The 13,700-nt window shown below is 72.8% G+C and carries 10 protein-coding genes and 1 pseudogene; 8 read left to right on the top strand and 3 right to left on the bottom strand.

Annotated elements, in window-relative coordinates:
* Positions 1 to 140 precede the first annotated feature (140 nt).
* The 6 genes from Pma05_RS31265 (at position 141) to Pma05_RS31240 (ending at position 4,631) form a co-directional block, all read left to right on the top strand.
* On the top strand, positions 141 to 338 hold the full coding sequence (locus Pma05_RS31265; RefSeq protein WP_203861096.1) for a hypothetical protein: 198 nt from the start codon (positions 141 to 143) through the stop codon (positions 336 to 338).
* Positions 335 to 586, top strand: a complete 252-nt coding sequence (locus tag Pma05_RS31260; RefSeq protein WP_203861095.1) for a hypothetical protein — start codon at positions 335 to 337, stop codon at positions 584 to 586. The genes Pma05_RS31265 and Pma05_RS31260 overlap by 4 nt, the downstream gene beginning before the upstream one ends.
* Positions 583 to 975, top strand: a complete 393-nt coding sequence (locus Pma05_RS31255) for a hypothetical protein (RefSeq protein ID WP_203861094.1) — start codon at positions 583 to 585, stop codon at positions 973 to 975. The genes Pma05_RS31260 and Pma05_RS31255 overlap by 4 nt, the downstream gene beginning before the upstream one ends.
* Before the next feature lie 399 nt (positions 976 to 1,374).
* Positions 1,375 to 3,387, top strand: coding sequence for a glycoside hydrolase family 3 protein (locus Pma05_RS31250; RefSeq protein ID WP_203861093.1), 2,013 nt, complete (start codon positions 1,375 to 1,377; stop codon positions 3,385 to 3,387).
* A gap of 155 nt (positions 3,388 to 3,542) precedes the next feature.
* On the top strand, positions 3,543 to 3,848 hold the full coding sequence (locus tag Pma05_RS31245) for a ribosomal protein L7/L12 (RefSeq protein ID WP_203861092.1): 306 nt from the start codon (positions 3,543 to 3,545) through the stop codon (positions 3,846 to 3,848).
* A gap of 105 nt (positions 3,849 to 3,953) precedes the next feature.
* Positions 3,954 to 4,631 carry an SMI1/KNR4 family protein gene (locus Pma05_RS31240; protein WP_203861091.1) on the top strand — a complete coding sequence of 226 codons (678 nt, stop codon included), beginning with the start codon at positions 3,954 to 3,956 and terminating at the stop codon, positions 4,629 to 4,631.
* 190 nt (positions 4,632 to 4,821) lie between these two features.
* Here Pma05_RS31240 and Pma05_RS31235 read toward each other — a convergent pair whose 3' ends face one another.
* Complete coding sequence (locus tag Pma05_RS31235) at positions 4,822 to 7,662, bottom strand: glycoside hydrolase family 9 protein (RefSeq protein ID WP_372441586.1); 2,841 nt, start codon at positions 7,660 to 7,662, stop codon at positions 4,822 to 4,824.
* Positions 7,663 to 8,433: 771 nt separating this feature from the next.
* Here Pma05_RS31235 and Pma05_RS31230 point away from each other — a divergent pair.
* The gene (locus tag Pma05_RS31230) at positions 8,434 to 10,011 is read left to right on the top strand and encodes an aldehyde dehydrogenase family protein (RefSeq protein WP_203861089.1); all 1,578 of its coding nucleotides are present in this window, start codon (positions 8,434 to 8,436) and stop codon (positions 10,009 to 10,011) included.
* A 141-nt stretch (positions 10,012 to 10,152) separates the two neighbouring features.
* Here the strand turns inward: Pma05_RS31230 and Pma05_RS31225 are convergent, their stop codons facing one another.
* Both Pma05_RS31225 and Pma05_RS31220 read right to left on the bottom strand, forming a co-directional pair.
* Entirely contained in the window at positions 10,153 to 11,235 is a 1,083-nt protein-coding gene (locus Pma05_RS31225) for a GNAT family N-acetyltransferase (RefSeq protein WP_203861088.1), read from the bottom strand.
* Positions 11,236 to 11,551: 316 nt separating this feature from the next.
* A pseudogene (locus Pma05_RS31220) lies at positions 11,552 to 12,259 on the bottom strand (ACT domain-containing protein); the annotation flags it as partial.
* A 240-nt stretch (positions 12,260 to 12,499) separates the two neighbouring features.
* On the opposite strand from Pma05_RS31220, the gene Pma05_RS31215 reads away from it, so the two are divergent.
* Complete coding sequence (locus Pma05_RS31215; RefSeq protein WP_203861087.1) at positions 12,500 to 13,609, top strand: phosphotransferase family protein; 1,110 nt, start codon at positions 12,500 to 12,502, stop codon at positions 13,607 to 13,609.
* Positions 13,610 to 13,700: the final 91 nt, after the last annotated feature.

The raw sequence follows: 13,700 nt of genomic DNA, 5'->3' as shown, positions 1-13,700 counted from the left end.
GTCGCAACCGGGCGCCCCGGCCGGTCGGGCCTGGTCCTTCCCCGTGGGAGGGCCCGGCCGGCACCAGCCATCCGCCCGTCTGAGCGGCGCTCCGTGACATCGAGTCCGGGGCGCCGTGGCATTACCAGGGAGGCGCCGACGTGAACGGCATCGTGGACCAGCCACAGACCGACGAACAGACCATCGCCCAGCACCTCGACGGCCGCCGGTGTCCGGAGTGCGCGCCCCGGGGCGGCTGCATGCGGATGCTGCGAATCATCCGCCGCCGTCAGGAGCACGCCGACCTGCTCGCGGCCGTCACCGGCGTCCGGCACGGCCCTGGGCGGCTGGTGTGGTGACCCGGCTGCTCCGGCGCTGGCTGACCGTCGAATGGCCGGCGCCGATCGAATGCGCTCTCGCCCGCCTCGTCCTCGGCGCGCACGCACTCCGAGAGTGCGGCCGGTGCGGGCCGGACGGCTGCCCGCTCTGGTCGTGGGCGACCGAGGTCCACCGCCGGGAGCAGGCCGTGCGGGTGCTGCTCGGCGGCACCCTGCCGGCAGCGGTCACGGCCGGGGACGTACGCGCGGCGCTGGAGCGGGTCCGGTGAACGGCCACGAGAGCGCGCCCGGCCTGGCCGCCGACTGGGCCTGGGCCACCATCACCAACCACGCCGAGTCAGGCCACTGCGGCGGCTGCCGGGGCACCTGGTGCCCGACCGCCGAATGGGCGCTCTGGGTCGTCATCACCGACCGGATCGTGCCGGCCGATCGGCGGACGCTCGTCACCGTCGTGGCGCGGCAGGTGATGACGGCGCACTGGCCGCGCGGGGTCGACGGCTGCCGGCCGTGCGGTCTACCGGACTGCGGCCGGATGGCACTGGCGGCAACGTGGCTGGAGGTGGTCCGGGACGACTACCTACCGCCGTCCGTGGATGCTCTCCGCCCAACGATGGCCCCGACGGATGAGGACCTGCGCCGGATCACCGGCATGGACTGACGAGAGGAAGAGGAACGTGGTTTGCGCATCGGGTCAGGCCCGACCACAGCACCCGGCTATCCACAGACCACGATGGACATTCCTTTCTCATCGGCGGGCACGATGGCCCGCAGGGAGTCGAGCGTCGCGTCGGGCCGCATGGGCGCACGAACGGGGCAGCTCGACAGTCGGCGGACGAGGTTCCTATTCCCCGCCCGACCGAGCCCCGTGGGGGCGGAGCCGGGCCGGGCGGGGCCAGCCGCAGCGACGCGGGATACAAGCATCCACAAAAGCGGGCATAAACCTAAGGATAGAGCGCTCTCACGAAGGAACCTTTACCGTCTGATATTGACGGCGTCTTATGGTCAGCGGAAGGATCGGGCCTTGGCGCGTACCCCGATCTGTTCTGGAGGGCACGACATGCGTCCACACTCGCGATCCCGAACACCACTGATAGCCCTGCTCACCGGCCTGCTCGTCGTCTCGCTGACGCCCACCGGCGCGGCCTCCGCAGCGCCCGCCGAGGCCACCGACGCCTCCGTCGCCGGCTCGGGCGGCCACGGCGGCAAGCCCGACTACCGCGATCCGAGGCTGCCGATCGACCGGCGGGTCGACGACCTGCTGGGCCGGATGACCCTGCCGGAGAAGGTCGGCCAGATGGCCCAGGCAGAGCGGCTGGCGGTGGACGCCGACCCGACGCTGGTCGCCCAGTGGGGCCTCGGCTCGCTGCTCTCCGGCGGTGGTTCCGTCCCCACCCCGAACACCCCGGAAGCCTGGGTGTCGATGGTCAACAACTTCCAGCGGCAGGCGCTGAGCACCCGGCTGGGCATCCCGATCATCTACGGCGTCGACGCGGTGCACGGGCACGCCAACGTCTACGGTGCCACCGTCTTCCCGCACAACATCGGCCTCGGCGCGACCCGCAACCCGGAACTCGTCCGGCAGATCGGCAAGGCCACCGGTGAGGAGGTGAAGGCCACCGGCATCCCGTGGAACTTCGCCCCCTGCCTCTGCGTCTCCCGCGACGAGCGCTGGGGTCGGGCGTACGAGGCGTTCAGCGAGGAGCCGGGGCTGGTCGGCGAGATGAGCAGCTACGTCGACGGGCTGCGCGACGCCGGGGTGCTGGCCACCATCAAGCACTACGCCGGGGACGGCGACACCGAGTACGACCAGGCCGCCGCCGACGCCAACGAGAGCCTGCCGCCCGGCTCCCAGCGGTACGTCATCGACCAGGGCGTCACGGTCACCACACGGGCCGACTTCGCCCGTACCAACCTCGCGCCGTTCTGGACCGCGCTGCGCCGGCACGACGTGGACAGCGTGATGCCGTCGTTCTCCAGTGTGGACTGGATCGAGGACGGGATCGGCAATCCGGTCAAGATGCACGCGCACAAGGAACTGCTCACCGACGTACTCAAGGGGGCGCAGCGGTTCAAGGGCTTCGTCATCTCGGACTGGGAGGGCATCCACCAGATCCCCGACCCGGACGAGCCGACCGTGGCCGGGCTGACCGCGTACAAGGTGCGGACCTCGGTCAACGCCGGCATCGACATGTTCATGGTGCCGAACAACGCCAAGCAGTTCATCGACCTGCTGCTCGCCGAGGTGCGGGCCGGCCGGGTCAGCCAGGCCCGGATCGACGACGCGGTACGCCGGATCCTGCGCGCCAAGTTCGAGATCGGCCTCTTCGAGCGCCCGTACGCCTCCCCAGACGACACCGACGAGGTCGGCAGCCGTGAGCACCGGGCGCTGGCCCGGCGGGCGGTCGCCGAGTCGCAGGTGTTGCTGAAGAACAGCGACCGGGCACTGCCGCTGCGCAAGGACGCCAAGATCTATGTCGCCGGCCGGAACGCCGACGACATCGGCAACCAGGCCGGCGGCTGGACCATCACCTGGCAGGGCGCCTCCGGCGACATCATCCCGGGTACCACGATCCTGGAGGGCATCCGGGAGGTGGCGCCGCGCGCCAAGGTCACCTACAGCGCGGACGGTTCGGCGCCGACCGCCGGCTCGGACGTCGCCGTCGTGGTGGTCGGCGAGACGCCGTACACCGAGGGCTTCGGTGACGTCGGCGGGCCGGAGTGCACCTGGTGCACGACGCCGCAGCAGGAGGAGAAGTCGCTCTCCCTCCAGCCGGGTGACAAGGCGGTCGTCGACAAGGTCTGCGGTGCGATCGACACCTGTGTGGTGGTCGTCGTCTCCGGCCGGCCGCAGGTGATCACCGACCAGCTCGGTCAGATGGACGCGCTGGTCGCCTCCTGGCTGCCCGGCAGCGAGGGCGCCGGGGTGGCCGACGTACTGTTCGGCAGGCGCCCGTTCACCGGCAAGCTCTCGGTGAGCTGGCCGCGCAGCGAGGCGCAGGTGCCGATCAACGTCGGCGACCGGAACTACCGCCCGCTCTTCCCGTACGGCTACGGCCTGCGTACCCGCTGAACACCGGTTCGACGAGTCGCCGCCACCGGCCCCGTGACCCGGGTGCCGGTGGCGGCGACGTCCACATCGGACGGTTCCACCGGGACGGACCCTCGACGCGCAGGAGTCATCCGCGTCGGAGACACCTCCGGCGTCACCTGCTTGAATACCGTGCCATGGAATTCTGGCTGGTTCTCGTCTTCGCTCTCCCCCTGCTCGTGCTGGTGATGGCGGAGTTGTCGTCGCCCGCGCGTCGCCACCGGGAGACCGCCGCCCGACTCCGCCGGGTCGAGGCCAAACTCGACCTGGTCCTGGAGCATCTCGGTCTCGCCCTGCCCGAGGCGGCGCTGCCCACGGTGGTGGCGCACCTCGAACAGGGCCAGAAGCTCGCGGCCATCAAGGCGTACCGGGAGATCACCGGCGAAGGGCTGCGGGAGGCGAAGGAGGCGGTGGAACGGCTGGCCGCCGAGCGCGGGCTCTGACCGGGTCCGGGGCGCGACGGGCGAGGTCCGGGCCACGACGCGCGGAGTCCGGAGCGCCACGGACGGGGTCCGGATCCGTCGGACCGTGCCGATAGGGTCCGGCCCGTGACGAACATCGACTGGTCCGGGGTACGGGACCGGGTGGCCGCGCTGTCCCGTACGCCCGACGGCAAGGTCTTCGGCGCGAACGGCCACGAATGGCTGCTCGAACCACCGCTGGTGCCGACCGAGCTGGCGGAGTTGGAGCAGCAACTCGGCGTACGACTGCCGGCGGACTACCGCGGCTTCCTGCTGGAGGTGAGCCGGGGCGGCGCCGGCCCGTTCTACGGCCTGTTCCCGTTGCGCCGGGTGGACGGCCGCTGGCGCTGGGAGGACGGCGGCGCCGACCTCACCGAGTTGGGCACCCTCGCCGAGCCGTTTCCGCACAGTGGCGCGTTCAACCCGGCGGACGACCTGCCGGAGCCGCCGGAGGAGGAGGACTTCACCACGGTCGAGGAGTTCGACGCGGCCGAGGACGCCTACTGGGAGTTGCACGACCGGGTGGCGTACGACCCGAAGCTCACCGTCGGCACCGTCTACCTGTGCCATCTCGGCTGCGCGTTGCGGCAGATGCTGGTGGTCAGTGGCCCGGAGCGCGGCACGATGTGGGCGGACGACAGCGCCGACGACGGCGGATTCTCGCCGCTGACCGGCCCGCACGGCGAGCGGATCGGCTTCGCCCGCTGGTATCTCGACTGGCTCGACGAGGCGACCGCCAAGGCCCGGGAGCCGCTACACCGATAGCCCGGGAGCCACGTCGACGGTGTCGCCGAGGAGGGCGCGGAGCTGCTTGCCTGAACGGATAGCCCCGGGAGCCGCCGCACGGGAAGCCCGGGAACGACCGCACGGACGGCCCCGATCCACCGGACCGGGGCCGTCGGGCAGCCTGCTGGTACCGCCCGACGGCCCCGGCGGGGACCGGCCGAGGGACGGATCAGCCGGTCGCGCAGGCCGCGCCGTTGAGCGTGAACGACGTCGGCCGGGGGTTGCTGCCGGTGTGTGTGCCGTTGAATCCGAAGCTGGTCGAGGCGCCCGGGGCGAGGGTGCCGTTGTAGGAGAGGTTGGTGGCGGTCACGGCCGTACCGGACTGGGTCACGGTGGCCGACCATGCCTGGGTGATCCGCTGGCCGGCGGTGAAGGCGAAGGCCAGCGTCCAGCCGTTCACCGTGCTCGTCCCGGTGTTGGTGATCGTGACGGTACCGCTGAACCCGGTGCCCCAGTCGTTGCTGGTCCAGCCGATCCGGCAGCCGCTGGCCGGGCCGCTCGAGGTGGTCACCGAGACCGGTGCCGACGCCGCCGAAACGTTCCCGGCCGCGTCCACCGCGACCACGTAGAACTGGTACGTGGTGCCGACCGTCAGCCCGGTGACCGCGAACGTGGGCGTGATCGGCGAGCCGAGCAGGGCGTCGGTCGCACCGGCCTCCCGGTAGACCCGGTAACCGGTGACGCCCACGTTGTCGGTCGACGCGGTCCAGCTCAACGTGGCTCCGGTCGAGGTCACCGCCGAGGCGGTCGGGGTGCCGGGCGTACCCGGTGGGGTGGTGTCGCCGGTCCCGGCCGGACGGGTGGTCACCGAGACCGGCGCGGACGCCGTGGAGCGGTTGCCGGCGGCGTCCCTGGCCACCACGTAGAACTGGTATGTCGTCTCGGCCGCCAGCCCGGTCACCGCGAACGTCGGCGTGGCCGCCGAGCCGAGCAGCACGTCGGTGGCGCCGTTCTCCCGGTAGACGTCGTAGCCGGTGACCCCGACGTTGTCGGTGGCGGCGGTCCAGCCGAGAGTGACTCCGGTGGCGGTCACCGCGGTCGCGGTCGGGGTGCCCGGGGCGCTCGGCGCGGTGCTGTCCGGAGCCGACGGTGCCGGTTCGGCGCCCCAGATCAGCGAGCCGCCGGCATAGAGCGCCACCTTCGGGTTCGGCCCGGCGGCGGCCTGGTACGACGGGTCGTTGCTCGGATCCCACGTGCCACCCTCGGGTACGCCGATCTTGAACTGCACCTCCATCCGGTGCGCCGACTGACCGGCCGGCGCGATGGTGTAGCCGGAGCAGTCGACCTCGACGTACCAGATGTCCCCGGAGAGTTGCCGGGCGGTGGTCGGCGCCGGGCAGCCCTGGGTGTAGCCGCTGGTCACCTGGATCGCGCTGCTCCCCTCGGGCCGGAAGTAGTACCGGAACGAGGAGTCGGTCAGCGCCCGGGCCGGGAACGCGGACTTGTTGTAGACGATCGCCTTGATCCCGGTCGCCCTCGGCTCGGCCTGCATCACCGTGGTCTCCACGGTGACCTCGGCGATGTCCGGCGTCTCGGTCGGCGGGAAGTTCGGCAGCGGCGTGCCGCCGTACTCGGAGACGATCCGGGCCAGCGCGGAGGTGAGCCCGGCGTTGTAGTCGGTGGCGACCTCGTTCATCACGTAGTCGCTCCGGCTGTCCGTGTACGCGTCGTTCGGCGCGGACGGCCCGCCGACCAGCGCGCCGTAGAGGGTGTGCCGGGTCGCCTCCGGCACCTGCATGCTGTCCCACCAGGAGCCGTGTGCGGTGCGGTGGTGCGGGTTCTTCGGCGGGTTGGCGCCGAATCCGATCAGGTAACTGGAGTTGCGCGGGTTGGCGCCGAGGGCGTAGTCGATCTGCCGGACCGCGAAGTCGTGGTAGCGGGTCTTCCGGGTCGCGTCGGTGGTCCGGTCGCTGTAGACCAGCGCCGCGAACGCGGTGTTGGCGGCGTACCGCAGCGCGCCCCAGGTGTCCAGCACGGCCATCCCGCCCGGCGACGTACGGATCTTCTCCCCGTTGACTCCGACGGTCCAGTAGTCGAGCCAGCGGTTGGCGTCGTCGACGTACTTCTGCTTCCCGGTCAGGTTGGCCAGCAGCACGTACGCGCCGAACTGCTTGTTGTCCCAGGCCACCGTCCACTTGTAGAGCCGGTTGCTCTGCTGCGGCTCGGTGCCGAGCCGGTCGTACTCGGTCTCCGCCCTGGTCAGGTAGCTGGCGTCCCCGGTGGCCCGGTAGAGCCAGATGGCGCCCCAGACCAGCTCGTCCTGGTAGCCGCTCCAGGACCGGTAGAAGCTCGTCGCGTCGGTGATGCACTCGTGGTAGGCCCGGCGCACGGTGTCGGCGAAGGTGTAGAGCTGGCGGGCGTGCGTGACCAGCCGGTCCGCGTAGGCCGGGTCGGTGGGCCGGAACACCATCGAGGAGGCCGCCATCGCCGCCGCCGTCTCGCCGGCCAGGTCCGAGCCGCCACAGCTCGCGTCGATCTTGTACGCAGGCCGCGCCATCGGCAGCACCTCGGCCGGCCCCCACCACTTGTGGTCGTCGTCGCCCTTGCCCACCTGCCCGTAGAGCACGTTCGCGGACGGGTGCGCCCGGATGAAGTAGTCGTTGACGAAGCGCAGGTTGTTGAGCAGGTGCGGGAGTTGGCCGGCGGCCTGGTAGCCGCTGCGGTACTCGACCGCGCCCCAGGCCAGCATGGTGGTGCTGAACGCCATCGGGAAGCCGAACTTGACGTGGTCACCGGCGTCGTACCAGCCGCCGGTGAGGTCCAGCCGGACGTCGGAGCCGTCGGTCAGCGCCGAGTCGCCGCGCCAGGAGACCCGGTTCCAGTCGGGCAGCGGGCCGGACTGCTGCGCCTCGTAGAAGTAGAGCGACTTCTGGAGCGCCTCCGCGTAGTTGAAGGCCGGCGCGGCGGCCAGCGCGGCTCCGGCCGCCGGGGGCGGACCGGCGGTCGCCGGGGCGAGGCCGGTCAGCACCAGCGCGGCGGCGGTACTCAGGGCCGCAGCGCCGGCGGCCACCGCCCGGAGATACCAGCGACCCGGCCGCTGGCCCCGGTCAGGCCGCTGCCGGCCGTCCGGTCGCTGCCGACCGTTCAGGCGTTGCCGGGTACCTGGCTTGGGCCGGGGGCCGGGGCGGGGACGTTGCCCGTTCGGCCGGGCCGGGGCGATGCGGTCGCGCACTAGAATTGCTCCTGTCCGTGGAGCCGCGCGCGGCGACGCGTAGCGGAGGACACGAGGGGCGGATGTGGGCGCATCCGCCCCTCTCCCTGCGCGGTGCACGACGCGGGTGCTGGGGCCTGGGAAGACTCTGCTGCGGTGGTGCCGGGGCGAGGGTTGGATCTCGGTCCACCGGAGCCCGGGAGCGCTCCCATGGATAGCCAACAATGTAACCGCGCCATTGCCGGTTTGTGAAGGACCCAAACCGGCGACACCTCCGGCCGAGGCGACTAGGGACGATCGCCGGGATGGCCCGAGGAAAAGGCTTTCCTCTAGCTTGACCATCCTCACATCATCCAGAACTCTCGATCGCATCGTGCCATTTTCCCAGCTCAGGGCGCTGAGCAGCGGCTCAGTTGACCGAAAGTCGGGGCCAACTGGCGGAACTCGCGTCCTGGGATACGAGCGTACGGTTGCCGCCGTCGAGCGGCCCGGGAGACAGTACGCCCAGATCGGGGAGACAAACGCCCAGATCAGCGGTGCCATCGACGCTGCCGCACGCTGCTCGTACCCGGCCTTCCGAGCCCTCCACACCCGACGACTCAACCGGCCGACAACTCTGAGGAGACAGCGATGGCACTGCGCCTTGCCGACGGCACCGCCTGGCCCGAGACCCTGGCCCGGGCGGTACGCACCACCCCCGAAGCGTTCGACCTCGACCCCGGCCGCCCCGACGACACCGTCACGCTACGCAACCTGGTCGAAGGTGCCTGGCAGTCGGTCGGTACGCCCAGCCCGGTGCGTACCCCGGTGGACAACGCCGTACTCGTCAACCTGGCCCGGCTGGACGCGGAGTCGGCCCGGGCCGCCGTCGGGTACGCCTCGGCCGAGCACCGCGACTGGGCCGAGACTCCGCTGGCCGACCGGAAGGCCCGGGTGGTCGAGGCGCTCGACGAGCTGACCGTGCACCGGGACCTGCTGGCCCTGCTGCTGGTCTGGGAGATCGGCAAGCCGTGGCGGCTGGCCTGCGCGGACGTGGACCGGGCCCTGGACGGCGTGCGGTGGTACGTCGAGGAGATCGACCGGATGCTGGCCGACGGCCGGGAGCCGCTGGCCGGCCCGGTCAGCAACATCGCGAGCTGGAACTACCCGATGAGCGTGCTGGTGCACGCCGAACTGGTGCAGTTGCTCGCCGGCAACGCGGTGATCGCCAAGACCCCGTCCCAGGGCGGGGCGGTCTGCCTCACCGTGGCGCACGCGCTGATGCGCCGGGCCGGGCTGCCCGCCACCCTGCTCAGCGGCGGTGGCGAGGAACTCTCCGAGGTGCTGGTCCGGGCCCCCGAGATCGGCGCGGTCGCCTTCGTCGGCGGCCGGTCCAACGGCGGCAAGGTGGCCGCCGCGCTGCTCGACACCGACAAGCGGCACATGATCGAGCAGGAGGGGCTGAACGCCTGGGGCATCTGGAACTTCTCGGATTGGGACAGCCTCGCCAAGCACCTGAAGAAGGGCTTCGAGTACGGCAAGCAGCGCTGCACGGCGTACCCGCGCTTCGTGGTGCAGCGGGACCTGGTCGACCAGTTCCTCGACATGTACCTGCCGGTGGTCCGCTCGGTCCGGTTCGGCCACCCGCTGGCGGTCGACGAGAGCTGGACCGAGGGCGACCCACTGCCCGAACTCGACTTCGGCCCGCTGATCAGCGCCGCCAAGGCCGACGAGCTGCGCCGCAAGGTGGACGAGGCGGTCCGGGGCGGGGCGGTGCCGCTCTACCGGGGGCGGCTGGCCGGGGCGCCGTTCCTGGCCGGCCAGGACACCTCGGCGTACGTGGCCCCGTCGGTGCTGCTGGCCCCGCCCGGCCGGTCCCGGCTGATGCACGCCGAGCCGTTCGGCCCGGTCGACACGATCGTGGTGGTGGACACCTCCGACGAGTTGCTGGCCGCGATGAACGCCAGCAACGGTGCCCTGGTGGCCAGCCTCGCCTGCGACGACGAGGACGAGGCGGCAAAGCTCGCGGTCGACCTCCAGGCGTTCAAGGTGGGCATCAACAAGCCCCGGTCCCGGGGCGACCGGGACGAGCCGTTCGGCGGCCGGGGCGCCTCCTGGAAGGGCGCCTTCGTCGGCGGCGACCTGCTGGTGCAGGCGGTCACCGTCAACGCCTCCGCCCAGCGGTTGTACGGCAACTTCCCGGACTACAACAGCTACCCGAGCACCTGAGAAGCCTGGCTACGGCTCCCGCGCGGGGAAGGGGCCCCTCCGGCCGTCCTACCGGAGGGACCCCTTCCATCTCGCCCCAGTCAGGCGGTTCCGGGGCCCGGTCCCGAACCAGGACCGGACCGCCGGGTCTGTGCCGCGCCGCTACGCCTCGGCGCCGGCGGGAGTCTCGGCGGCGGGAAGCACTGCGGCCCGCCGGTCGTGCAGCGGCACCGTGACGGTCAGCAGGTTGCCGTCCCGGTCGATCGCGCCCGGCCGGTAGAGCCGGTCCAGGATGCGCAGCATCCCCACGTTGTCGGCCCCGGTGTGCGCGAGCAGCGCGGCGTAGCCGGCCCGGGTGGCGTACCCGACCAGGCGGCGCAGCAGGGCAGCGCCGAGGCCACGGCGCTGCCAGCCGTCCTCGACCAGCAGGGCGAGTTCGGCGAGCACCCCCTCGGCGGCCAGGTTCGCCATCGCCACCACCCGCTCGGGCTCGCCGTCCACGCCACCGGTCGACGCCAGCAGGGTCACCCCGTGCGCCGGGGAGAGCAGCCGGCGCAGCCGGTCCGGCGAGGCCGCGCCGCGCGCCGGAAAGCGCCGGTGCAGGCTCCGCGCCGAGCAGCGGCCGTGCATCGCCAGCACCGCCGGCAGGTCGTCGGGGACGGCGGTACGGACGGCCAGTTCGGCGCCGTCCGGCAATACCAGGGTCACCCGGTCGGCGGCCTGCCGGGCCACCGCACCGGCCAGGTCCACCAGCGCCTGGGCCCGGGCGTACTCGGCCGGGGTGAAGCTCGGGGCCGTCCGGAGCACCTCGAAGGAGCCGCCGTACGGGTCGGGCAGCCGCATCGTCTCGGCGCCGTGTCCCGAACCCGCCGGGCCGGACACCACCGGTCGCCAGGTGACCGAGTCCGCGCTGAGCAGGCTGAGCAGCGCCTCGCCGAGCGCGTCCGGATCACGTACCAGCCGGCTGGCCAGGCCGAGCGCCCGGGTCGGCTGGTCGGCCAACCCCTGCGCCTCGCTGCGGGCCACCCAGCAGTTCCGCCCGCGCCCGCGCTCCACCGCCGCGACCAGGTCGTCCGCGGTCAACTCGGCCGGCGCGTCCACCAGGAAGTCGTCGACCGCCCCCGCCTCGGTGGTGTGCACCTGGACGGTGAGGATGTTCACCCCGCGCAACGCCAGGCTCGCGGTGAGTACGGAGAGGAATCCCGGCCGGTCGGCCACCGTCGCCCTGATCCGCCACAGTGTCATCGCATCTCCTTCCCGGTTCCAGCCTGCCCGCCTGCTGTTACCCGCCGGTTGCTCAGCCGTGACGGGTCATGATCGCCGGCAGCCGCCCGCTCGGCGGGGCGAGCGCGGCCGGGAGTATCGGTGCCACGGCGGAGCCGGAGGCCATCGCCGCGGTCATCCCCGGTCCACCGGTCGGACCGGGCTTCGCCGGCACCACCGGCCCGGTCAGCGTCGCCGCCGACCCGGTCGTCGCCGGTACCGCCACCGGCGGCATCGGCAGCGCCGGCGCCGATCCGGCCGCCGCCGGCTCGTCGGGCACCGCCGTCCCGGCCGGCTCCGGTGGCGCGCTGACCAGGTCGAGCCGGTCGCCGAGGATCGTCGCGGCGGCCCGCACCAGTTGGGCGATCCGGTCGACCTCGGTGACGTGGAAACCGGCCGCCGCCAGGCCGTCGCCGTCCACCCGGGCCAGCATCAGCACCAGCCCCGCCCGGCCGAACGGGGCGACCGCGTAGTGGGTGCCCGCCGGCCCGTTCAGCGAGCGGGCCCGCAGCGGGGTCACCTCGGGCAGGTGGAGCGGGCTCGGTGCCCGCCAGCTCGCGTACGCCACCGCGGGCGCGCCGCTGCCCCGGACCGTACCCGCGCCCATCCCGGTACGCGCCGCCCAGTCCGCCGGTACGACGGCCGCCGCGGCCCAGTCGGCGGCCAGCAGGCCGGGTACCGCGTCGACGAGGGTGGCCAGCCCGTCGGCCGGGTTCGCGGCGATCTGGGCGAGCAGTTCGGCGTCCTGTCCCCCGCCGTTCGGCGCGCCGATCGCCCGCCACATGCCGTTGACCCGTACCCCGGGGATGGCGCCGAGCCCGGCGCAGAGCCGGTCGACCCGGGACGCACCCGGCCAGACCACGGTGAAGTCGTCCACGGCCCGACCGCCGAGCCGCTCCAGCACCACCACCTGGACGATGTCGGCACCGGCGACGCCCAGCGTACGAGCGACCTGACCGAGCGTTCCGGGTCGATCCGGCAGGGTCACCCGAACCCTCAGCAACATGTCCGTCCCCTCCGTCGGCGGACCGGCGCGTGTTCCGCCGGCGAGCTGTCAACCAGGCTGCCCTATGACCATTTCGCCCCTGTTGCAGCGGCATGTCCCGGCAGCAACAACCCGTGTTCACCTGGAAGACATAGGGTGTCGCCCCGCCGGAGCCCGGCGGCAGCGGAGCCGAGCAGCGGCGCCGGGGCGTAGCCCTCGCCCCGGCTTGACTGGACGGCCCGGATGCCATCAACTGTGTCGATGACCGATCCGCCGGCCACCGCCGTCCGGCCGGAGCCACCCGCCGGGTCACCGTCCGGGCTCGACCTCGACCGGCTGGCCGGGCATCTCGCGGCGCACCGCCCCGACCTGCTGACCGGCCCGCTCCGGGCGGAACTCATCCCCGGCGGCCGGTCCAACCTCACCTACCTGGTCCGGGCCGGCGACCACGAGTTCATACTCCGCCGGCCGCCGCTCGGGCACGTGCTGGCCACCGCGCACGACATGGCCCGGGAGTTCCGGGTGATCTCGGCACTCGCCCCGACCGGGGTGCCGGTGCCGGCCGCCCTGCTGCACTGCGCCGACGCGGAGGTGCTCGGTGCGCCGTTCTACCTGATGGAACGGGTGCCCGGGGTGGTCTACCGGAGCCGGAGCCAGACCGACCCGCTGACGCCGGCCCAGCGCCGGGCGCTCGCGCTGGTCATGATGGACGTGCTGGCGGCGCTGCACACCGTCGACCCGGCCGCCGTCGGGCTGGCCGACTTCGGCCGGCCGGAGGGCTTCCTGGCCCGGCAGGTACGCCGCTGGGGCGGGCAGCTCGACCGGTCCCGCAGCCGGCCGCTGCCCGGCATCGACGAGCTGCGCCGACGGCTGGCCGCGACCGCACCGGACGGCTCCGGCACGGGGCGGATCGTGCACGGCGACTACCGGCTCGACAACCTGATCGCCGACTGCCGGCCGCCCCGGGACGGCACGGCGGAGAGCGCCACGGTGACGATCCGGGCGGTACTCGACTGGGAGATGGCCACCCTCGGCGACCCGCTCGCCGACCTCGGCCTGCTGCTGACGTACTGGGAGGTGCTCGGCGACTCCGACGCGGCCGACGGCAACCCGGTCGCCGACGGGCTCGGCCCGCGCGCTGGCTTCCCACCCGGCGCCGAGCTGATCGACCGGTACGCGGCCGGCAGCGACGTCGACGTCGGCCCGCTGGACTGGCACGTGGCGCTGGGCTGCTTCAAGCTCGCCGTCATCTGCGAGGGCATCCACTACCGGCACACCCTGGGGCAGACCGTCGGCGAGGGGTTCGACCGGATCGGCGCGCTCGTCGAGCCGCTGGTCGGGTACGGCCTGGCCGCGTCCCGCCGGAGCTGACCCCGGCGCCCGCGCGCGCGGTGGTGGCCCGGGTCAGGCCGTCGCAACCGCCAGACCCCACCCCGAGACCGCCGCGCCGGCGCCCGTAGCA

The organism is Plantactinospora mayteni, from assembly GCF_016862935.1.
Lineage (GTDB): Bacteria > Actinomycetota > Actinomycetes > Mycobacteriales > Micromonosporaceae > Plantactinospora > Plantactinospora mayteni.
The sequence above is the reverse complement of the archived record's forward strand: the minus strand, read 5'-3'. Positions and strand labels throughout refer to the sequence as shown.